The organism is Aquimarina callyspongiae (assembly GCF_034322225.1).
Lineage (GTDB): Bacteria > Bacteroidota > Bacteroidia > Flavobacteriales > Flavobacteriaceae > Aquimarina.
The window spans coordinates 342619-365307 of sequence record NZ_JAXLPA010000004.1 but is presented as its reverse complement, the minus strand read 5'-3'; the positions used below and the strand labels follow the sequence as shown (position 1 = coordinate 365307).

Below are 22689 nucleotides of genomic sequence, written 5' to 3'. Positions count from 1 at the left end.
GCATAAATATTTTTAATTATCATTTAGAATAACTTTTATCAATGTAAAGAAATATACTTTTTTGTTAAATGCTTTTTTTTGAATATAAAAACTCGACTCTTTCTTTTAGTTCTTTATTAAACTTATTATAAGAAGATGTCATAAAATTACGCATTAAGAAATTCATTATTGTACTAAGCGAATTTTTACTATGAAACCCATCTTCTTGTTTAAAAATAGTAGTTCCTCTATTAGTTTTTTCAAGACTAAATATATGATGATCTTTTACTTTTCCTATGATCTTACCCGACCAACCAAATTTACTTCCTTCTTCGTAATCAACTATCTCATGTTCAACATTCATGATTTTTCCAGTTATTGGGTTTATATAATATGAAATGGAGTGCATCCCTTTTGCAAGATTATCTGTTGAAATCCCTACAAATGAAGAACTCCATTCTTTTAACTTATTCCAGTCCGTGAGTACAGACCATACTTGCTCCGTTGATGCATTTATTTCTATTTCGGTAAATATTTTGTTTTTTACGGCTATCATAATTCTTTATTGATAGTTCTTTCTTCTCGGTAAAAGACTGATAAATTGTTTTAATAATGATCTAATGAACTCGCTTAGCACTAATTCTCTCCGCTATAAACCAGTTTTCACCACCGTCGGCACTAATTTGCATGGACCATTTTATAGTATCTTTTTTGATATCATAAAAACGTATTTTTGCGTTGATTAATTCTCCAGGAGCTATGCTAACCACTGCATCAAAATGTCCTTCTCCATCAATAAACTTCCCACGAAAAGATTCAGAGTGCATATAACTAAGAGAGGCCATATAGGTCATTTCCCATTGATTAGTTTTTGGGCTGAATGTGCGTAAAGTAGGATAGAAAGATTCTATTGTACCATCGGAATTATACCAGGTAACAGTGTCGAAAATCATTCTGCCATCATCTAATAATTGAGCTTCCCATTTTCCTTTATATTCCCCCTTTACCGTTCCGTCAGGAAGAAAACGTGTACTCTCTAAAGCCCAGTTACCTATGAGAAAATCAAAATCTTTCATTTGGAGAGGACGTTCACCTATAGGTTTTTGTGGTGAACCAGAAGAGGCAGTTTGAACTTTTAAAACAGGTGCTATTACATCTGTTTTCTCTTTTTTTAATTCATTATTTATGGCTTCTTCCTTTTTTTCTGTTTTGCAGGATACGAATGCCACAATTAATACTAAAACTAAAATTGTATTTTTCATAATACTTGATTGTTAATGACCTTTCTATCAATAATTATAAGGTTGGTAGTACTATAGGTGATAGTTTATTATTTAAAATTGAACTTCTCATTAGCATTTTGCCATTCAGATTTTGGGGCAATTGTTTCTATAATATCCCAATGTTCTACAATTTTTCCATTTTCTACTCTGAACAAATCATAAAATGATGTCGCCTTTCCTGTAAGAGTGCCTTCACTTATTGCTAGTACAAAATTCCCTTCTCCAAGTATTTTATGGGTTTTAGAATACACCATAGAATTACCTTGTTTTTTCATTTCTTCAAATGCTTTTTCCAAACCTGATAATCCGTCAGCAATATTTGGATTATGTTGAATATAATTTTCTTCACCTGGATCAATATAATTCTCAAGTTTATCTATTTCTCCTTTCACTAAGATTGTAGAAACAAAATCTGAAACAACTGCTTTGTTGATTTCGGTTTTATCTAAACCTGTTGGCTCTTTTGGTCCATCAATTTGTGTATGCCCACTCGGGTTTTTTGGATGTACCTCCATTACATTATCCCAATGTTCTATGATTTTCTCATCCTTAAATCGAACTATATCAAATGTTACGATTCGTTCAGGATAACCTTCTACATTTTCGTAGTGGTTATGCATAACTACAAATTCATTATCCTCAAAAACACGAATATTTCCTACTGTTGCTCCTGATGGTTCATCAATAAAATATCCTTCATAGGTACTTTTTCCATCTGGCAAACCATAATTATGGCTTTTTATATTTTGATCTAAAAAATCTAAAACTTTACTACTTCCTGTCTCAAATGATTTAATAAAAGCTACTGCTTTTTCTTTTTTTGTTAATTGCATATTGTTTTGTTTACAGGCGATTAAACCTGAGATTAATATCAAACTTATTATTACTGTCCTCATATTTCTAGAACTCATATTTTCAACTATGCAAAGGTATTTTAACTCAATTCTTTAGAAAAGGTAGGAATGCTCCAAAAAAGGGTAGATGTGTAACCTGGATGTGCTGAATTGTTGATGATTAGCTTATCAATACATCTGTTATTTTTTTGATTTTTTTAGATCTTGAGAAACATTACAAATAATAAGAATGATTTTGATTTTAAAAATTGAGGTTAAAATTATTTGTATTTAGTTGTCGTGTATATTATATTTGTGACAACAAATAAATAATATTATGAAACGACTAGAATTTATCTCTCTTCAAGTAAATGATCTTCAAGCTTCAAAAGATTTTTATACAAATAAACTCGGGTTTGAATTATCTGAAATGAAACATCCAGAAGCTGTTATTTTTAAATACAATAAAGGAGAGGCAAGCTTTGCTATTAGAAAACCTCTTGAAAATTTAGAAAACAAAGAGCTGGGGAATGGCGTATCTATTTGGTTTACTGTTGATGAAAAAATTGAAGATTTAAAAACACGGTTCGAGCAAAACAATATAAAAGTTTTGGGTTTAATTATGGAAACGCCTTTTGGAAAGGCATTTCATATCAAAGATCTTGATGGATATAAATTAACCTTTCTAAGTAATGAATAAGAGAGAAACCAAATATTGGATAATAACAGCCTCTAAAGAACACGTAAAAAATGGAGTAACAGGTGGCTTTGCGCAAGCTTGTCATGGTAAATCAACACCATTAAAAAAAATGAAAACAGGCGATTATGTTATTTACTATTCCAGCAAAGAATATTTTGACAAAAGTGACAAGTGTCAAGAGTTCACGGCGATTGGAAAAGTAAAAAATGATGAGGTATATCAATTGGAAATATCTCCAGATTTTTGTCCATCACGTTTGGATATTGAGTTCTATGATTCAAAAGATATTTCGATATTACCTCTAATCAATGACTTAGAATTCATTATTAACAAACAAAAATGGGGCTACCCTTTTCGTTGGGGGATTCTACAAATTAATGAGCGTGATTTTAAGTTAATTTCATATCTTATGCTCAATGAGCAAGAAGATTAATTTTAATTTTGAAAAGCCCGAAGAGAAATTGGGGTACCTTTTATGGCAAGCCTCAATGCAGTGGCAAAGGCAGGCAAATAGAGCATTGGATGAGGTAGGGTTAACTTCTACACAATTTGCGATTTTAATGGCTTTAGCCTGGTTATCTCGTTCCTCGCAAACTGTTACTCAAAAGGAAATTGCTGATAATAGCAAAACCGATAGAATGATGGTTTCCAAAATCTTACGAACCCTCGAAAAAAAAGGACTGATTGTTAGAAAGGAGCATAAAACTGATACCAGAGCAAAATGTGTTTTATTGACAGAGAAGGGGGTTGAAATACTACAAAGGGCAATTGAGATTAAAGAAAAAGCGAACGAAATATTCTTTAAAAACCTTAGTGATAGACAAAATTTTTCAAAAGAATTGAGCCAATTAATAGAATAGACAACATGAACTAGCTATGTATAATCAGCATTTAAAAGATCGTTTAGATATAGTGTTAGCACATATATGAAAAAGAAAATGTTAGTCTAGATTAGATAAATATCCCTATTACCATTTTTGGCAAGAATATTAAAGAATGAAGATATCTAGAAACTGTAATTAGATTCAATAGAATATATACATATTCGTTAGTATAGCCTGACTAATCATACTTATCTTTGGTTAAAGAATACTTCTTATTCTCAACAACAACTAACAGTATAACCATTATGATTGATAAGAAATTTGATTTAGGGTTTTTTCCAACTCCTATACAAGAGTTAAGAAGATTATCAGAAGATTATCCTGATTATAACATTTTCATTAAAAGAGATGATAATACAGGGCTGGCTTCTGGAGGGAATAAAACCAGAAAATTAGAATATTTGATTAAACAGGCTATTGATGAAGGTTGTGATACTGTTATTACTGCGGGAGCACAACAATCTAACCATTGTAGACAAACAGCTGCAGCTTGTTCAATAGCGGGATTAAAATGTCATTTACTTTTGGGTGGAGAAAAACCAGAAATATATGACGGGAACTTATTGCTATCCTCAATACTTGGCGCAGAGATACATTTTACTGGTGAGAACCGAAAAGGAGAAGATAGAGAAGCACTTAAAAACAAACTTGAAAAACAAGGCAATACTTGTTTTGTAATCCCATATGGAGGTTCAAATTTTACTGGTGCTATGGGATTTGTTAATGCGGCCAAAGAATTAAAAGAGCAATCGACACAGCAAAACTTAAAAATAGATTATATCTTCTTTGCATCTAGTTCTGGAGGAATGCAGGCAGGACTAACGCTTGGGAAAGAAATGTATAGATTAGATTCAAAATTAATCCCTATAAGTATTGATAAAGACGAAACAAATGGTCTTTCTCTTGAAGAAGTTGTTTTTGACATCGTAAAAGAAGGTAAGAAAAAATTGAATGTCAATAAAAATATTCAATTTTCGGACATAGAATTAAATAGAGACTATGATAAGGATGGGTATGGTATAGTCACTAATAACGAAATCAATGCCTTGAATGAATTGGCAAGAAAAGAAGGCATTTTATTAGATCCTGTTTATACAGGGAGAGCGTTTTATGGAATGTTAGATTTCTTAAAGAAAAAAAGAATTCCTACAAATTCTAATGTGATGTTTTGGCATACAGGTGGGTTACCTGCTATTTTTAAATACGCTACAGAGCTAAATAACGAGAGTCAAAAAATCTAAATATAATGATCAGTAGCTTTTTGTAAGAAAATTCACTTGTTTTTGATACGTTTTTTAACTAAAATCATTCTGAATAATGTAAAATCACCTACATCAAATACAGGTTTAATCAATAATTTGTAAAATATTTTTTATATTACATTACTGATAACCAACTTGTTAATTTGTACTAGTGTAATTCTAGTGTAAAATTTATAAAGTAATACCACCCCATATCAAAATGAATTTTATAGTACGTAATACCCTACCTTATATTCCAGTTTTTATTTTTTTAGTTTGGATATATAACACAAAACCACCTCATTCAGGTATCTATTTTAAAGAAGTGATGATTTTTATATTGCTTACCAGCTTTGGTGTTATCTGCTCCCGAATTATAAAATACCGTAGTGCTCAACATAAGTAAATTACCATTCGACGAAACTAAATTGCATCTCGGCGACATGACTCGATTAAATGATTGATTTTTAGCGACTTTTGTCTTGTACTTAAAACCAAGAAACCATGACACTCGAATTAATCATTTACATAGCTCTATTTGTAATTACACTTATAGTTACATATTTCACATTTTTAGATTGGCACACCAAAGATTTCGTATTTAACGAAGATGAAGGGACTTATAATAGCCGTTACGGCGCAAAAAAATAGAAGATTTTAGAAAGCTATACTAATTACACCATTTTTTTAAACTTTAATCAAAGGTTTACCCCAATAACAAAGAACATTTTGTAACCTTTTCAATCGTCTACATTGCTTTTCTTGTGAAATATTATGAAATATTTTAAGATGATTTTTCATTTAACTTTAATGAATATTAATCTTAAAATCTATAAGCTATGAGTATTTCAACTACCCAAGAATATACCTATTCTACAGAGGAAAAAAGAAAATTATCAGAGAAAGTTACGTCGCCAGATCCTACTTTTAATTATTTAGCAAAGGCTAGGGATACCTCTCCTTCAGATGTAGAGAAAAGAGCAGCATTAGTATTAGATGCTGCCTTAAACAAATCAACATCTACATCATATGCAACTGCTTGCCAGGAAGTGTATAATAATTGTAAAAGTGGTAGTGCAGAAATAGGCCTTATAGGTACGTGGACCATAAACAGGGCTAATTCATCAAGTGGTTCTATATGGATTTGTTCTGGAGGTATCTTAGTAAAAACAACAAGTATATCTACCAAAGGAGGGTTACAAGTAACGGCGTCGTTTGTAGCAGGTACTCCACCTGTAGGACCTCAAAAAGCTATTTAATTGTAAACTTTAAAAAAGCCTGAATTATATATTATTCAGGCTTTTTACTATAACTATTGATCTAAGAATACCTTAAATCGCTTATTATATATTCTTTTTGATATCAGTTTTGAATGACTCCTCCGTCAAGTAATTCTACAATTCGGGATCCGTATGCAGCATTTTTTTCTGAGTGAGTTACTTGGATGATCGTTACTCCTTCATTATTTAGTTCTTTAAAAAGTTCCATAATTTCTTCACCTTGCTTAGAATTAAGATTACCAGTAGGTTCATCAGCCAAGATCAATTTTGGGGTAGTTATCAATGCTCTGGCAATACCCACTAATTGCTGCTGACCGCCACTAAGTTGTGTAGGGAAAAGGTTTTTCTTACCCACAATATTAAAACGATCAAGGGTATCCGCTACCAATGCCTTTCTTTCTGAAGAAGAGATTTTCTTATACAAAAGTGGAGTTTCTATATTCTCATAAACATTTAACTCATCAATTAAGTGATATGCCTGAAACACAAATCCGATATACTCTTTGTATAGATTAGAACGATGTTTCTCTTTTAATTTATGAACCGATTCTTCAAGAAAGTTATATTCACCTTCATTGAAATCATCCAACATTCCTAAAATATGTAATAATGTAGATTTTCCAGATCCCGAAGGCCCCATAATGGATATAAATTCTCCTTCATTAACAGTAAAATTAATATCTTTTAATAAATGAATTTTATTTCCTCCAGAATTTACCCATTTAGAAAGGTTATTTAATTGTAAAAGCGTATTGCTCATTGTATATATTTTTAATTAATAATTTTTGATTTTGATGCGTACTATTCTGTGCGCAAACTTTTTATAGGATTGCTCATAGCAGCAGCAATTGTTTTTATACTCATAATCACAAGTGCTACAGTGAGCATTGCGGCACCACTAAACACAAATATCCACCAACTGATACTGGTTTTATAGGCAAACTCTTGCAACCAATTATGTAATCCGTACCATGCGATAGGGATTGCAATAATAAAGGCGATACCCAATAATATCACAAACTCAGAACATAGCAGCATATTAATTTTCATAAGCGAAGCTCCAAGTATTTTTCTAATTCCTATTTCTTTGGTACGCCTTTGAGTTGTGTATAATACTAATCCAAACAATCCTAAACAGCTTATAATGATGGATAATCCGGTTGCCCAATTTAATAGCATGGATATTCTATATTCTTGCTTATAAAATTTTTCTACCGTTTCGTCCATGAATTTAACTTCAAAACGAGCATCAGGATATATGGTTTTCCAAACATCCTCTATACTGGCAATTGTTTCAGACCAATTTTCATCTTGTTGTTTTTGCAATAAAAAATGAAGAGTATCAAACTGAGGATATTGATTTCGATACCAATCTCCAACCAATGCCATAGGTTTAATTTCTGATCGTAATGAACGTTGATTAAAATCTTTCATGACACCCACTATCGGATATGTGTTTTTACCGTTTTTTAAGAACTTACCAATAGCTTCTTCTGGTGTTTTAATGCCTAGTAGATTCATATAAGTTTCATTAATAACATATTCTCTTATCGTATCATTTAATTGTTTTCGACCTGCTAATAATTGGATGTTATACAAATCTAAATAGTGTTGATCTCCATAAAGTAATTGTAGATCGGTATAAATTTCTTTTTTACCATCAAAATAGGTAACAGCACTTGTATTATAACTTGGTGATGCTGGTGGGCTTCCTGCTAAGCTGGTGGTTGTTATTTGAGGAAGTTTTTGTATTTCTCGATTAAATATTTCACGTTTTTGTACCGTATTGTTTTTCCAGGGAGTACCTATATAAGCGATAGCTTCTGTTTTAAACCCCATATCTTTATTGACCAGATAGTTAATTTGTTTACCGACCAGAATAGTAGCTATGATAAATACCTGAGCTACTACGAACTGAAATACAGTTAGTGATTTTCTTAAAGTAGATTTATTACTTTTTGGGAGTACACGATTCTTTAATACAGAGATAGGATTGAATTGCGATAATATAAGAGCAGGGTAGAAACCTGATAAAAAAGTAACTACTAGTATAAGAATTCCTAAAAATAAAAGCATTCCCGGACTTAGAAGAAGTTCAATACTTATTCCTTTTGGAATAAAATCAGAAAATACTTCTAATAACCAGACAGAAAGTAATAGTGATATTAAGGTAGCAAAAAGGGTTAGTAAGAAAGTTTCACTTAAAAACTGAAAAATAAGTTGTTTCTTGGAGCCTCCCAGAGTTTTCCGAATTCCAATTTCTTTATTACGTTGAGCTGCTTGAGCCGTATTTAGGTTAATAAAATTAATACACCCCAAAAGAAGTAAAAATACTGCAACATAAATGATACTTATAAGCGCCGATTTACTTGCTTGTGCAGAACTAAAATCATACGCGGCATACTTAGGACTAAAGTGTAAATCTGATAGCGGTTGTAATTGAAATTTTTTATGCTGTCCCATTGAAGCCATTTCTTTATCTTCATGTTTTTTGGCCAGAGCATCCAACTGATTTTGGACAATTGTTAATGCTACATTTTTTTTAACCTTAATAAATAACTGAGAACTAGAATTAGTATTACCCCAATTAGTATTGGATGCAATAGATCTTGTATCTATCTGATCGGCTGTTTTGATAGAAATAAACTCTTCAAAAATAAAATCACTACGCTCTTTAAAATTTGCAACGACCCCGATTATTTTTACAATTGTTTTTTCATTATAAGTCAAGGTTTTGCCAATCGCTTGCTGTGGAGTTAAAGAAGGGAAGTATTTTTTTAACCGACTTTCTGTTAGAACTACTTCGTTAGGGTTGGATAATGTATTTTGAGGAGATCCAGCTAACCATTCATATCTAAATAAACCGAAATAATTTTTATCCGTATAAATAATTCTTCGAGTGTTCTTAAAGGTTTGATCAGTAATATCATTTTTTACATTTAAAGGCGAAGAAGTAATGAATGGAGTTATGGTTTCTAATCCAGACACCTGATCTCTTAAGGCTTGCGATAAAGGAACCGGAACACCAGAATTATAAAAATTTCCTTGAGGAGAAGTAAACTCACTTGTGATTCTATAAATCCTATCTCCGCCTTCGTGAAATTGATCAAAAGTAAAATCATAATACACCATTAAACCAATTACAAACGAGGCACTAAGACCTATGGATAAGCTAATAATATTTATAAAAGAAAACACTTTGTTCTTTAATAGGTTTCTCCAGGCTATTTTTAAATAATTAATAAGCATATTTTATTTTTTTATTCGGTTCTTAGACTATTAATAGGATTGGCGATGGCTGCTTTTACAGATTGAAATCCAGAAGTGATAATAGCGATGATTAGGGTTAATAAACCTCCACTCAAAAACATCCAGATAGATAATTCTATACGATACGTAAAACTTTCAAGCCATAAATTCAGGATATAATATATCACAGGCACAGTTATTAAGAATGCAATGATTATTAATACCATAAATTCTCGTGAAAAGAAAGAAACTATTTGCATAGCTGAAGCTCCAAGTACTTTGCGAATTCCTACTTCTTTTCTCTTTCTCATGGTGATAAAAGACATTAAACTAAGTAATCCCATACATCCTATACTAATTGCAAGAATAGAGAGTAGCGTAACACCATTAAAAATAAGTCGTTCTAATAGGTATTCTTTTTCGATAGAATCATTCAGGAAATTATAGGTATACACCGCAGAAGTGAAAGTATCATTCCATATCTCTTCAATCTGTTCTAATGATTTATAATTACCATTTTTAATTTTCACAAAAACTTGATTCTGAATAGAGTTCCAGTTGATGAGAATACAAGGAGTAATTTCTGATTGTAAAGAAGAATTGTGATAATCTTTTACCACTCCAACAATAGTAGCTTCTCCTTCGTTAATCACAAGTTTTTTTCCTATGGCTTCTTGTGGAGTCCATCCTTTAGATTGTATCAATTTTTCGTTAACAATAAATTCATCAAACCTCCTTTTGGTGGTTATAAAATTTCTTCCTGCAATTAATTGTAAATCATAAAAATCAAGATAATTAATACCGGCTACTTTCATTTCTGTTTCCTGTCTTTCTTCTTCTGATTGTTGCGGAAGTCTAAAAGTTGTTCCGTATCTTAATCTTTCTACTGCCATTGGTGGACCAGAACCAAAGGCTACTTTTGCGATATTTTTATTTTGTAATAAGGATGTTCTAAATACTTGTAATTTATCAAAATCCGGCGCAGGCATAGTGACAACAGCATCTGATGAAAATCCAGTTTCTTTATTTCTGAAATAATCTATTTGAGTTGCAATAACAATCGCAGCAATGACAAACAATTGTACAATGATAAATTGAAATACAATTAATACTTTTCGAAACCCAATTTTTCGACCATTTCCAGATATGATCTTACTTTTTAAAGCCCGTATGGGATTAAATGAAGAAAGAACAAAAGCTGGATAAATCGCTGCCAAAAGGATGGTAACACCACCAATTGCAATAATCAATCCTATATCTTCCCAACGCAACAGAAGTTGCAGGTTGATAATCGTTAAGTATTGATTGATTTGTTCTAATAAAAACTGAATAAAGAACAGAGCAAAACATATTGTAATTATAATAAGTGCAACATTTTCCAGGATGAATTGAGATATCAGATGATAACGTGAACCACCTATAACTTTTCTTACACCAACCTCTTTGGATCTAATGCTGGATTGTGCAGTAATAAGATTTACAAAATTAATAATAGCCACAATAAGAATAAAGAGAGCAACTATATAGGCTGTATTAATTACTTTCTGAGGCATGATATATCCTCCAGGACTGCTTCCGTATAAGGTTTGTGTATGAATTTCTTTTAATGGTTGTAGAAAATATGAAATGCGATTATCATCCTCTGGTTTTAAGTATTTTTTCTTCCAGGTAGCAATTTTGGATTCAATTATTGTTTTATCAATTTTTTTATCCAATGTTACAAAGGTGGTTCCTTGGTAGTTTCCAGACCAATTTTCAGCAAAATACCGATTGTGCATTTTGAAAAACTCGTATGGAATTAGCATATTGTATCGTAGCGTAGTGTTACCAGGCGCATTTTTTATGATACCTGTTACAGTAAGAGGATCTTTACCGTTCATTTTGACAATTCTTCCAATAATAGATTGATCGGATATGGCATCTTTACCAAAGTATTTTTTAGCTAAATCTTCTGTTAATACAATAGACGATGGATTTTGTAAAGCAGTATCGGGATTCCCTATAATCCAATCCAATTGAAAAACTTTTGGAAAGAAAGAATCAGCAAATAGGATATAGTCATCCTCAAAGCGAAGAACCTTTTTATTCTGATCTTCAATGCTTATGAACCTTTTTACAGGCCCTGCTGTTTGCGTAACAATTTCAATATCGGGTAAATCGTTTCTTAGGGCTTCTGCTAATGGATATGCCGTAGTATTCCAATACATAGTTTGTTCTGCAAATTCTGTATGTTGAACTACTCTATAAGTTTGCTCTGAATAAGGATGAAAATCATCAAAATTAGATTCATATTTTACAAAAATAAGTACGATGATACAACAAGTGATACCAATTGAAAGCCCAAGTATATTGATACTCGTGTTTACTTTATTCTTTAAAAAAGTTCTCCAGGCCGTTTTGAAATAATTCTTAATCATACGTTTTGAATTTATTCTGTTCGTAAACTATATATAGGATTAGCAATTGCTGTTTTGAATGCCTGAGCACTTACTGTAAGTAAAGTAATCAGTAATACCGCGATACCAGCCGTAGCAAATATCCACCAACTAATAGGTGTTTTTAGAGCAAAATTTTCTAACCAGATGTTCATAACATACCAGGAAAGAGGAATGGAAAGTATAAAGGCAATTAATATCCATTTTAGGAAATCTTTGTTAAGTAACGCTAAAATTTTAAAAACCGTTGCTCCACTTACTTTGCGAATACCTATTTCTTTTTTTCGTTGAATACAGGTATATGAAGTAAGGCCAAATAACCCTAACACTGCAATACATATAGCCAATATTGTAAAAATCTTAAAAGCATCTCCAAATTTAGCATCATCAAGATATTGAGCTTTAAATTTTTGATCAAGAAAAGTATATTTAAATGTACTTTGAGGAAAAACTCCGTTCCAAGCATTTTTTAATTCAACTATGGTATTTTGTATTCCTGAAGTTGATACGATCTGATCGTCCAATTTTACTAAAAGATTACTGTTGGCATTGCCATATCGAATGATCATTGGTTTTTTTACATTTTTAAGACTAAAATGATGGTAGTTCCTCATAACTCCAGAAATGGTCCATTCTTTCCCAAAGAATTTGACTTTTTTATCAATGGCATTTGATGCTTCTGGGATTCCTATTTCCTGTATAAACTTTTCGTTTACTACAATTTTATAATTAGGATTCTGACCGTCTAATGAAAATGCTTTTCCAGCCATAAACTTAATATCTAATAGATCAAAATAATCCGGATGTACCTGGTATTGATGATACATTTTTTTGTCATCCTTAATACCATTAGGATACGTAATACCAATAAAGGAAGACAGGAGATCATAACCATCTCCTGGAAACGTTTCTGCTGTTGAAGTCTGTTTTATGAATGAGAATTTTTCTAACTCGGTTCTTAAAATGTTAAAATCTGCTTTTAGTAAATCCTCTTCCTTTTTACTAATAATTTCTCCATGTAAAGCAATCACCTGATTAAGATTTGTACCAATTGGTTGTTTTTCTAAGAAATTGATTTGTTTTGTTACAACAATGGTACCGATGAGCAACGTTATAGTAGCCATAAACTGGGCAATAACGAGACCTTTTCTAACATTTAAGCCTTTTGCAGAAGTTCTTATTTTACCTTTTAATGCTTTTGTAGGATTATAGTTACTTACTAGTAATGCAGGATATAAACCAGCAAGCAAAATTCCTACTACAATAAATCCGACTATAGGCAATAGCCTTTTTACATCTGATAGTTGTAAGAATAAGGATTTACCGGTATAATTATTAAAAACAGGCAGCAAAATAAAAGACAATACAATGGCTATCCCAATGGCCAGAAAATTAATTAGTATTGATTCTAATAATAATTGAATAATGAGTTGTTTCTTTTGCGCTCCTACTACTTTTCTGATGCCAATTTCTTTTGCTCTTTCTAAGGATTTAGTAGAGGAGAGGTTGATGTAATTAAACCAGGAAAGTATTAATATAATAAACGCAATTGCAGATAAAAATCGTACCCTGCTAATACTGCCATTTGTTTCTGCCTCATATGGTTTATTTGAATATAAATGTATGTCCTCCAGAGGTTCTATATTATGTCTTTCTGCATCTTTTCCATCAAGATTACTATTCATAATCTTTTCTTTCAGAAGAGCAATATTTGTGTTTTTATCTACCTTGATGTAGGTAAAAAAGTTGTTTTGACTCCAATTGGGTTTTTGCTGCCCTAAGAAAGCATCCCAGGTTATTAAAGTGTTAAAGGAGATAAAGAAATTTGTTTTGGCGTGGGTATTTTCAGGAGTATCTTTAGCAATTCCAGTAACTTTAACAACAGCTTCTTCTCGTGCATAATACACAGAGAGTGTTTTACCTATAGGATTTTCTGTCCCAAAAATCTTCTCTGATAAAGACTCTGTAAGAACAATGGAATAGGGATCTTTTAAAACAATATCAGGGTTACCTTTTAACAAAGGGTATTTAAAGATATCAAAATAGGACTGATCTGCTAAACAACCTTTGGTTTCTTCTATAGTTTTATCTCCAAAAGTAAAAGTGACTTTGTCAAAACGATGTGTTCGGGTGTATTCTTGTATCTCAGGAAACTCCTTTTTTAAGGAAGGACCAGTTAAATTATAGGTTTGCGCATCTCCAGGAACAAAGTTATCCCCTTCAAGATAATCCATGTATACGCGATATACATTTTCTGAATTGTCGAATTTGTCATAACTAAGCTCATTATTTACATATAAGGATATCAATATAAAAGAAAACATTCCTATAACTAATCCTGCTATATTTATAAAAGAATAGAGTTTGTTCTTTCTTAAATAACGAATGGCAATTTTTAAATATAAATTATACATAGTATATGATTATTAGTTTGTCCCTGGTTATCAACGATCGTCTATTATAATTTATAATAGAAGAGATGTGCGTTTAATTAATTTTTCTAACAGTGGCTTCTCCAAATACAAGTCCTTTTTTTATTTTTGGATCACCTTCAAAAGCTACATTAGCTTCACCAAAAGCAGTAATGTTTAAATTTTCAGATACATTAAACCTAAAGCTACCGTCACCATAAGAAGTGATTTTGGTAATTTGATTATCTACTCCTAATGTATTGATCCGACTCTCACCATATGCAATAAATCTTTGCTTACCGATGGTTCCTTTTTTAATTTCAAGATAGCTTTCTCCATAGATAGAAGAGCTAAGACTATTGAATTGTACATTGTTTAAATACACCTGGGATTCTCCGTAAATTTTTAGTTTAAACTTGTCTGCTTTTATCAGACTTTCACAAACAAAAGTTTCTTCTCCTCTTAAAGACAGGTCTTGAAGTTTTTTGTAGGTAACTACTGCGGTAACCATGGTGTTTTTGTAAATCGGAACTTTTTGTTTCCAACCATTTTTTTGAACAGTTTTAGTTTTGGTCACAGTTTTAGCACCATCCAGATAAATATGAAGTGTTTTTCCAGAAACGACCATATTTATTTTTTCTAATGGAAGTTTTGCATTTTCTATAGTAACAGATTCTTCATTACCTTCTTTAAAAGTAACCTGAATATGAGGACTTACGATTACTTTTTCAAAATGGTCTACCGCTATAGTTTTGGATTGCGCTCTTTTATTTTCTGGATTAAAAAGCAATGCCATAATAAGAGTTGGTATGAGGATACCAAAACCAGCTTTTTTGGCTTTTTTCTTAGGGTTTGATTTAAAATGATTGAATAACATAACTATTGTTTTTATTTGCCTGAAGGCAATTAGATTGATTTTTATTCTGTTCGTAAACTTCTTACTGGACTTATAATTGCCGTTTTAATAACCTGAAAACTTACCGTTGCAAGAGCTACACATATTGCTATAATACCACCAGCAAGAAATAACCACCAGTTTATATTGATGCGATATGCAAAGTCCTGAAGCCAGGTATACCCTAGATAATAAGAAATAGGACAAGCGATAAGGATAGCTATAATCACTAGTTTTAAAAAGTCTTTAGAAAGCAAAGCTGTTATACTAGTAATTGACGCTCCCAAAACTCTACGAATACCAACTTCTTTTCTTCTTTGCTCCGTGCTAAACGATGCTAGTCCTAATAATCCCAGACAAGCTATAAATACGGTGATTGCTGTAAAATAGGTGATAATATCAGATGTTCTTTTTTCTCGGTTATAGTTTCTCTGAAAATCCTGATCCAAAAAAGAAAATTCAAATGGAGTTCCTGAGTTTATTTTGTTCCAGATAGTATTAATGCCAGCTACAATGGTTGTAAAGTCACCTTCTTTAACATTGGCAATAAGATAATTTGGTTGTTCTTGTTCGAGTCGAACTATTCCATATGGAGTAATTGCTTGGTGTAAACTTTGATAATTAAAATCTTTAACTACTCCTACAATCTCCATGTCAAACCTTTCCTGCTCATATTCATAATATATCTTCTTTCCAACAGCATTTTCTGTAGTATACCCCAATTGAGCAACTGCTGTTTCATTAAGAATTATACTATTGTTATTAGCTGGAAATTGAGTGGTAAAAGATCTTCCTTGTAGCAATTTATACCCTAATGTTTCTATATAATCATCATATACCTGGGCAAAATGAATATCTACTTTATCTTCCATGGTCTTTCCTTCGGAATAGAAAAGTTTGTCTTGAACAAGTTGAAAACCTGGATACGTGGTTCCTGCAGATACTGAAGCAATTTTAGGATTTTTTAGGATTTCATTTTTTAAAGCATCATAGTTTTTAACTACATTAGGATTACGAAAGGGAACTATAATTTGTTGATCTTTTTTAAATCCTAAATCCTGATTTTGGAGATAATTCATTTGTTTCCAGATCACTATAGCTACTAATATTAGTGATACAGAGATTGTAAATTGAAACACTACAAGCCCTTTGCGAATACTGCTTGCAGAAATACTATTAATCAATTTTCCTTTTAACACAGTAATTGGTTTAAAGGACGATAGGTAAAAAGCAGGATACATACCAGATAATAACCCCGTGATTATAGTAAGACCAATAATCCAATAGATGAGCATTGGGTTTTGAAAAAGGTCAAGTTCTTTTTGAGTTAACGCATTAAAAACTGGTAAGAAAAGTAATATGATTAATAATGCAATAGTAAGTGCTATAAAACACATCAAAAGAGATTCTCCTAAGAACTGCATAATCAATGTCTTTTTATTCGCTCCCATTACTTTACGAACACCCACTTCTTTGGCTCTTTTTTCTGATCGAGCAGTGGAGAGGTTCATAAAATTGATGCAGGCAATCAATAATAAAAAAGCAGCTATTGAACTAAATATGTATATGTACTTCATACTTCCGTTACTCGAGATTTCATTGCCAATAGAAGATTTAAGATAAATATCTTTAATAGGCTGTAGAAAAAGGCTTTTTGAAGTATTTATTGTTTCCAAATCGGCACCACCATTACGATCTAAAAAAGCGGGGATTTTTTGTGTAAAAGAAGGTAGTTTGGTATCTTTTTTAAATTTTAAATATGTATAAAATATATTGTTATTAGCCCAATTGGTTTGATTTTTTACCCATTGTCCTAAATCCCCATTTTGCATGGATAATACAAGGTTGGGGTTTACATGTGATTTATAAACATCTTTAAAAACACCTTTTATTGTATAATCAAAAGTTCCATAAGGGATACCAATACTGATTGTTTTATCAATGGGGTTTTGATCTCCAAACATTTTGGTAGCAATTGATTCAGAAATTACTACCGTATTTGGTTTTTCTAATGCTGTGTTAGAATCTCCAAATTTAAAATTATAAGTAAAAACTTTAAAAAATGACGCATCAGCATAATAACCGTTAGTTTCATAAAACTGAGTATCATCTTTTTCGTTCTTTAATAAAAGTCTATCAACAGTTGGAAAATTTAATACTCTAGTGACTTCTTCGATTTCATTAAAATCTGTTTTTAAAGCCTGTGCAACTGGAGCAGGTGTTGCTGCCCATTTTTCATCTTTTGTCTCTAAAGCTATCCTGTAAATTGAATTTACATCTTTATGATGTTTATCATAACTAAGCTCATTAAAAACATATAATAGAAGAAGGAAACAAGTAGCTAAACCTATAGATAATCCAAAAATGTTGATGAATGAAAACATCTTGTTTTTTAATAAGTTTCTCCAAGCTATTTTAATATAATTCCTGATCATAACTGTTTGTTTTTGATCTGCCAGAAACAGATTGATTGATGATATACTTTTTATTCTGTTCTTAAACTATTAATAGGGTTTGCTATAGATGCTTTAATAGCCTGAAAACTTACTGTTAGTATTGTAATTATAAAGGCAAAAACTGCTGCCAGTACAAATACCCAAATATCTATAGGAGTTCTATATGCAAAATCTTTAAGCCATTCATTTACTAAGAAATAAGCAATTGGCATTGACAAAAGGATGGATATTAATATCAGTTTTGTGAACTCTGACGAAAACAACAGGGTAAGCTGAGAAACCTTAGCGCCTAGCACTTTTCTAATACCTAGTTCTTTAATGCGTTGTTCTGCAGAAAAAGCTGCTAATCCAAATAATCCTAAGCAAGCAATAATCATTGCCATAAGGGTAAATATGTTTAATACCGTACTCATACGTTGTTCTGACCTGAAAGTATTCTCAAAATCCTGATCCATAAAACTGTATTCAAAAGGAACCGATGCATCTATTTGTGCAACTTCTTTTTTGACATCTTCTATAATCAATTGCAGATCCGAAGCAGTTTTGATCACATTTGGATTTAAGCGCATCGAATAAAACGATAAGCCACCTCCATAATCCCATACTTTATCATTTTGATGATGAATGATAACTAATGGTGCTATTCTTTCTTTAACACTATTGAAATTAAAGTTTTTAACAACTCCCATTACTTCAAATTCATCTTCACTACCAGAAGCCAAGGCAACAATTTTTCCTATAGGAGAATTGGTTTGATACGTCTCTGGAGTACCCCAACCCAGAACTTTTACAGCTTCTTCATTTAGGATCACCTTATATTTATCATTAGCTCTGGATATATCAAAATTTTGACCTGCCAAAAACTCTACTCCTAATACGTTGAGATAATCTTCTTCTGTACGCACATTTCGTAATTGAACCACAGAACTCTCAGGACCGTCTGCTTTATATCGATCTCCTGACCAGATGTTTGGAGGGATTCCGAAGGATTTGCCTACTTTAGTAAAGGCAGGTTTAGAAAGAAATTTATTTTTAAGGGTTTCTGTATCAAATCCTATTTGTTCTATATTATGAATTTGCAAGATATTATCTTTTGCAAACCCGATATCCAGAGATGAAGCATATGATAATTGTTTTTGTACAAAAAATGTACATATAATAAGTGCTATAGAAATAGTGAATTGAAATACAACTAACCCATTTCTAATAGCTTTTCCTTTAAAACCAGTAATTATTTTGCCTTTAAGCGTTTCAATAGGTTTAAATGATGATAAATAAAAAGCAGGGTAACTACCTGCTATCAATCCTAATAGCAGCATAAAGATTATCACTACACCAATAAATATAGGATTGTTGAGGTACGGCACTAAATCAATATCTTTTCTTGCAATGGTATTGAATCCATCTAGTAAAAAATATACCAAAAACAGTCCTAAAATAGTACTGATGACTACGTAAAAAGTGGACTCGACTACAAACTGTTTGATTAATCCATTTCTTTTAGAACCTAATACTTTTCTTACTCCTATTTCTCTTGCTCTTTTTGAGGATCTGGCTGTTGAAAGGTTCATAAAATTTATACTTGATAGTACAAGTACCAAAATCCCAATAGCACCAAATATGCTCACAAATTGAGGATTTCCTGTAGGACCAAAGGAATGAAGGTCAGGATCTCCAGAACTATAAATTTCTCTCAATGGTTGAAGGTATAGTTTCCAGGGGTTACCATCGGTAAACTCTGTAAAAGACTGATTGAATATTTTTTCGGTAGTGGGAGGTGCCCATTTTGGAGGGATAGCCTGTAATTTATCCTCTAAAGCTTTGATATCTGTTCCTTCTTTTACTAATCCATAAGTAGAAAAGGCAGTCCATATCCATTTCCAACCATCTCTATCCATATTCTCTTTAAAACTACTTAGAGATACCAGGATATCAAATTGCAAATGAGATTCGTGAGGTACATTTTCTAATACACCTTTGATCGTATACCCTTTCCAGGAACCATCATAATCTTTAACTTCAACAATTTCTCCAAGTGGATTTTTATCTCCAAAATATCGAGTAGCAGTCTCTTTGGTTATCACCATACTATTTGGAGACTTTAGAGCAGATTTTGGATTACCGTTTATAAAGTTAAACGAAAAGACATCAAAGAAATTTTCTTCTGCAGCAAAATAATTAGTTTCATTAAATAGACTACTTTCTTCATTGTTCTGAGTTCGTACAACTCTTGAATTTGTATTTAATAATCGTGTTACTTGTTCAAACTCTGGAGCATCCTCTTTTAAGGCGGTTGCCACATTAGGCCCTGTATTAGCAGATATTGAGCTCCAATCTCCCCAAATGTTAGGTTGATTCACTCTGTAGATACGATCCCCTTTATCGTGAAAAGTATCGAAAGTCATCTCACTATGGATATATAATCCTATTATAAAACAAGTAGTAATTCCTATTGTTAACCCTAGTATGTTAAGAATAGTAAACTGTTTTTGCTTTATGGCATTTCTCCAGGCGATTCTTAAATAATTTCTGATCATTATTGTTCGTTTTATTCTGCCAAAGACAGATATGATTTGATGATATTTTTTTACTCTGCTCTTAAATTTTTTATTGGGTTAAGAGTTGCTGTTTTAAAAACTCTTGTTCCCATTATTAGTATAGCGACTATAAACATTCCTAGTCCGCTTATTAAAAAGATCCAGAGGCTTATGGATGTTCTGTATGCAAATTCTTGCAGCCAATTCTTTGACCACCAAACGGCAATAGGTATAGCTATTAGAAATGCTACAATCAGTAGTTTTAAAAACTCAGAACAAATCAAAACTATCAACCTAGTGATAGGAGCTCCCAGAACTTTTCTTACACTTATTTCTTTTGTTCGTTTTTCTGTAGTATGAATCACAAGCCCAAGTAACCCTAAACAACTAATCAATATAACTATAGCAGTAGCCCATTTTAATAATTTAGATATCTGATATTCCTGTTGATAAAAATTTTGGATGGTTTCATCCATAAAACGTACTTCAAAATCTTTATTAGGATATATTTCTTTCCAGAAAGTTTCTACTTTTTTAATGATATCTGACCAGTTTTCGGATTCTTTTCTATGCAAAGAGAAATGAACTGCAGAGAAGGTTGAAGACCTTCGGCGTCCTTTTAAAGCCATAGGTTCAATTTTTGATTTTAAAGACCGTTGATTAAAATCTTTCATAACACCTACTATAGGATAAGGATTACTATTAGAAATTGAAGATTTAAGATACTTTCCTAAAGCTTCTTCTGGAGTTTTAAAGCCCAAAAGTTTACTATATGTCTCATTAATAATAAATTCTTCACTAGAATCACTGAGACGTTTTCGCCCAGCCAGTAAAGGGATTTCGTATATCTCTAAATAATTAAGATCACCATTTAACAGATGTACAGGCATTTTAATTTCTTTTTCTCCATCAATATATGTGGTATAGCTTGGGAAAAGCATGCCAGCCGGAGGCTCACCTCCAAAACTTACAAGTTTTACATCGGGAATAGATTTAATTTTTTCTGTGAAACGTTTACGTTTGTCTAAAGAACTATCTTCCCAAGGAAAATATGTAAAAGCAATTGCCTCAGACCTAAATCCCATGTTTTTGTTTAACATAAAATGGATTTGTTTACCTACTAATAAAGTAGCTAATAAAAAAATTTGTGCTATGGTAAACTGAAAAACCGTTAATGAACTTCTGAAAAAAGAACTATTTTTTCCCGAAGTAGCTTTATTTTTTAATACCGAAATTGGTTTGAATCCCGAAAGTACTAATGCAGGATAAAAACCTGACAATAGTGTTACTCCAAAAAGAATACTAATTAAAATACCTATAGCTATAGGTTCAATAAAAACCGAGATTCCCAAACCTCCGGGGATAAACTCAGAAAATACTTCTAAAAGTCCTACAGTAATGATCAAAGAGATCAGAGAAGAAAGTATCGTTAATAAAAAGGTTTCTCCCAAAAATTGAATGATTAACTGTTTTTTGGATCCTCCCAGTGTTTTTCTAATACCTATCTCTTTGCTACGTTTAGTTGCTTGGGCTGTATTAAGATTAATAAAATTAATACATCCTAAGAGTAATAAAAACACAGCAATATATATCAAACTCAGGAGAATCGATTTGTCTGGTCGTGCTCTACCTTTATCATAAATTTCGTATTCAGTATTAAAATGAATATCATGTAATGGTTGAAAACCAAATTCCATTTCCATTCCAGAGACTTTCAAGTATTTTCTTCCAGATTTCTCAACTATTGCGTTTGCTTGTTTTTGGATCGTAGCTATTTCAACGTTTTTATCAATTTTAATAAATAGTTGAGATTGATAAACGGGTGGATTATTATTTTTTAGTGTCGGGCTAGAAATAAATTCTTCAAAAACTAGGTCACTTCTATTTTTAAAATTTTGGACAACACCAGTTACTTGAACTATTATAGAGTCATTATAGGTAATGGTTTTACCAATTATTTCAGAAGGCTTTAATTGTGGGAAATACTTATTGGCCCTTTTTTCACTTAACACCACTTCGTTTGTTCTTTCCAAAATATCTAATGGGTCTCCTGCCAACCAAGTATATTGAAACAACTCAAAATATTCCTTCTCAGTATAAATAACATGTTTGGGTTTTTCAAACTCCGCACCTCTCTGTGAGCTTTTGATTTTATCCAGATTAGCTTCATAAAATGGTGCTATTACATTTATGCCAGAAACGTAGTTTAAATCTTCGACAAACTGAACATCTGTTACAGACATCCCAATTTTTTCTTGAGGAGATTCAAAATTGGTTACAACTCTGTAAATACGATCCCCATCCTCATGAAACTTATCAAAGGTAAAATCGTAATATACCATCATCCCAATAATAAATGAAGCTGATAAACCTATCGATAAACTTATAATATTTATAAATGAGAAAACTTTTTGTTTTACTAGATTTCTCCAGGCTATTTTGATATAATTTCTAAACATAACTCTTTGTTTAACCTCTCAATAAATTAGTGAGTAGATTGCTAATT

Annotated in this window: 16 protein-coding genes; 5 read left to right on the top strand and 11 right to left on the bottom strand. The window is 31.8% G+C overall.

The genetic code is table 11. The annotated features are described in order from the left end of the window. Positions 1–64: 64 nt before the first annotated feature. From U0D62_RS18095 to U0D62_RS18085, 3 genes are all read right to left on the bottom strand, one after another. Positions 65–535 (bottom strand): SRPBCC domain-containing protein, encoded by a 471-nt coding sequence (locus U0D62_RS18095; RefSeq protein WP_322288737.1) that lies wholly within the window; start codon positions 533–535, stop codon positions 65–67. Between the two features lie 61 nt (positions 536–596). Continuing rightward, entirely contained in the window at positions 597–1241 is a 645-nt protein-coding gene (locus tag U0D62_RS18090) for a hypothetical protein (protein WP_322288736.1), read from the bottom strand. Between the two features lie 68 nt (positions 1242–1309). Then, the gene (locus tag U0D62_RS18085; protein ID WP_322288735.1) at positions 1310–2095 is read right to left on the bottom strand and encodes a nuclear transport factor 2 family protein; all 786 of its coding nucleotides are present in this window, start codon (positions 2093–2095) and stop codon (positions 1310–1312) included. Positions 2096–2432: 337 nt separating this feature from the next. Between U0D62_RS18085 and U0D62_RS18080 the strand changes: the two genes are divergently transcribed. From U0D62_RS18080 to U0D62_RS18060, 5 genes are all read left to right on the top strand, one after another. Next, positions 2433–2795 (top strand): VOC family protein, encoded by a 363-nt coding sequence (locus U0D62_RS18080; RefSeq protein WP_322288734.1) that lies wholly within the window; start codon positions 2433–2435, stop codon positions 2793–2795. Further along, entirely contained in the window at positions 2788–3228 is a 441-nt protein-coding gene (locus tag U0D62_RS18075) for an EVE domain-containing protein (RefSeq protein ID WP_322288733.1), read from the top strand. Before U0D62_RS18080 ends, U0D62_RS18075 begins: the two co-directional genes overlap by 8 nt. Next, entirely contained in the window at positions 3212–3655 is a 444-nt protein-coding gene (locus U0D62_RS18070) for a MarR family winged helix-turn-helix transcriptional regulator (protein WP_322288732.1), read from the top strand. The genes U0D62_RS18075 and U0D62_RS18070 overlap by 17 nt, the downstream gene beginning before the upstream one ends. Before the next feature lie 269 nt (positions 3656–3924). Then, positions 3925–4920, top strand: a complete 996-nt coding sequence (locus tag U0D62_RS18065; protein ID WP_322288731.1) for a D-cysteine desulfhydrase family protein — start codon at positions 3925–3927, stop codon at positions 4918–4920. A gap of 839 nt (positions 4921–5759) precedes the next feature. Further along, positions 5760–6179: a hypothetical protein gene (locus U0D62_RS18060; RefSeq protein ID WP_322288730.1), complete on the top strand. Its 420-nt coding sequence runs from the start codon at positions 5760–5762 to the stop codon at positions 6177–6179. 103 nt (positions 6180–6282) lie between these two features. Here U0D62_RS18060 and U0D62_RS18055 read toward each other — a convergent pair whose 3' ends face one another. The 8 genes from U0D62_RS18055 to U0D62_RS18020 form a co-directional block, all read right to left on the bottom strand. Then, positions 6283–6960, bottom strand: a complete 678-nt coding sequence (locus U0D62_RS18055) for an ABC transporter ATP-binding protein (RefSeq protein ID WP_322288729.1) — start codon at positions 6958–6960, stop codon at positions 6283–6285. 41 nt (positions 6961–7001) lie between these two features. Next, positions 7002–9449, bottom strand: coding sequence for an ABC transporter permease (locus U0D62_RS18050; protein WP_322288728.1), 2448 nt, complete (start codon positions 9447–9449; stop codon positions 7002–7004). An 11-nt stretch (positions 9450–9460) separates the two neighbouring features. After that, the gene (locus U0D62_RS18045) at positions 9461–11866 is read right to left on the bottom strand and encodes an ABC transporter permease (protein WP_322288727.1); all 2406 of its coding nucleotides are present in this window, start codon (positions 11864–11866) and stop codon (positions 9461–9463) included. A gap of 11 nt (positions 11867–11877) precedes the next feature. After that, positions 11878–14298 (bottom strand): ABC transporter permease, encoded by a 2421-nt coding sequence (locus U0D62_RS18040; RefSeq protein WP_322288726.1) that lies wholly within the window; start codon positions 14296–14298, stop codon positions 11878–11880. 73 nt (positions 14299–14371) lie between these two features. Then, a complete protein-coding gene (locus U0D62_RS18035; RefSeq protein WP_322288725.1) occupies positions 14372–15172 on the bottom strand; it encodes a head GIN domain-containing protein in 801 nt (266 codons plus the stop codon). Positions 15173–15213: 41 nt separating this feature from the next. Next, the gene (locus U0D62_RS18030) at positions 15214–17625 is read right to left on the bottom strand and encodes an ABC transporter permease (RefSeq protein ID WP_322288724.1); all 2412 of its coding nucleotides are present in this window, start codon (positions 17623–17625) and stop codon (positions 15214–15216) included. Between the two features lie 50 nt (positions 17626–17675). After that, positions 17676–20183 carry an ABC transporter permease gene (locus U0D62_RS18025; protein ID WP_322288723.1) on the bottom strand — a complete coding sequence of 836 codons (2508 nt, stop codon included), beginning with the start codon at positions 20181–20183 and terminating at the stop codon, positions 17676–17678. Between the two features lie 50 nt (positions 20184–20233). Then, positions 20234–22642, bottom strand: coding sequence for an ABC transporter permease (locus U0D62_RS18020; RefSeq protein ID WP_322288722.1), 2409 nt, complete (start codon positions 22640–22642; stop codon positions 20234–20236). Positions 22643–22689 lie beyond the last annotated feature (47 nt).

What these genes read in the sequence shown, in the direction of transcription:
- U0D62_RS18085 (WP_322288735.1), bottom strand. Translation starts at nt 2,095, where the DNA reads ATGCAATTAACAAAAAAAGAAAAAGCAGTAGCTTTTATTAAATCATTT.
- U0D62_RS18095 (WP_322288737.1), bottom strand. Translation starts at nt 535, where the DNA reads ATGATAGCCGTAAAAAACAAAATATTTACCGAAATAGAAATAAATGCA.
- U0D62_RS18050 (WP_322288728.1), bottom strand. Translation starts at nt 9,449, where the DNA reads ATGCTTATTAATTATTTAAAAATAGCCTGGAGAAACCTATTAAAGAAC.
- U0D62_RS18035 (WP_322288725.1), bottom strand. Translation starts at nt 15,172, where the DNA reads ATGTTATTCAATCATTTTAAATCAAACCCTAAGAAAAAAGCCAAAAAA.
- U0D62_RS18080 (WP_322288734.1), top strand. Translation starts at nt 2,433, where the DNA reads ATGAAACGACTAGAATTTATCTCTCTTCAAGTAAATGATCTTCAAGCT.
- U0D62_RS18070 (WP_322288732.1), top strand. Translation starts at nt 3,212, where the DNA reads ATGAGCAAGAAGATTAATTTTAATTTTGAAAAGCCCGAAGAGAAATTG.
- U0D62_RS18040 (WP_322288726.1), bottom strand. Translation starts at nt 14,298, where the DNA reads ATGTATAATTTATATTTAAAAATTGCCATTCGTTATTTAAGAAAGAAC.
- U0D62_RS18060 (WP_322288730.1), top strand. Translation starts at nt 5,760, where the DNA reads ATGAGTATTTCAACTACCCAAGAATATACCTATTCTACAGAGGAAAAA.
- U0D62_RS18020 (WP_322288722.1), bottom strand. Translation starts at nt 22,642, where the DNA reads ATGTTTAGAAATTATATCAAAATAGCCTGGAGAAATCTAGTAAAACAA.
- U0D62_RS18025 (WP_322288723.1), bottom strand. Translation starts at nt 20,183, where the DNA reads ATGATCAGAAATTATTTAAGAATCGCCTGGAGAAATGCCATAAAGCAA.
- U0D62_RS18090 (WP_322288736.1), bottom strand. Translation starts at nt 1,241, where the DNA reads ATGAAAAATACAATTTTAGTTTTAGTATTAATTGTGGCATTCGTATCC.
- U0D62_RS18075 (WP_322288733.1), top strand. Translation starts at nt 2,788, where the DNA reads ATGAATAAGAGAGAAACCAAATATTGGATAATAACAGCCTCTAAAGAA.
- U0D62_RS18055 (WP_322288729.1), bottom strand. Translation starts at nt 6,960, where the DNA reads ATGAGCAATACGCTTTTACAATTAAATAACCTTTCTAAATGGGTAAAT.
- U0D62_RS18045 (WP_322288727.1), bottom strand. Translation starts at nt 11,866, where the DNA reads ATGATTAAGAATTATTTCAAAACGGCCTGGAGAACTTTTTTAAAGAAT.
- U0D62_RS18065 (WP_322288731.1), top strand. Translation starts at nt 3,925, where the DNA reads ATGATTGATAAGAAATTTGATTTAGGGTTTTTTCCAACTCCTATACAA.
- U0D62_RS18030 (WP_322288724.1), bottom strand. Translation starts at nt 17,625, where the DNA reads ATGATCAGGAATTATATTAAAATAGCTTGGAGAAACTTATTAAAAAAC.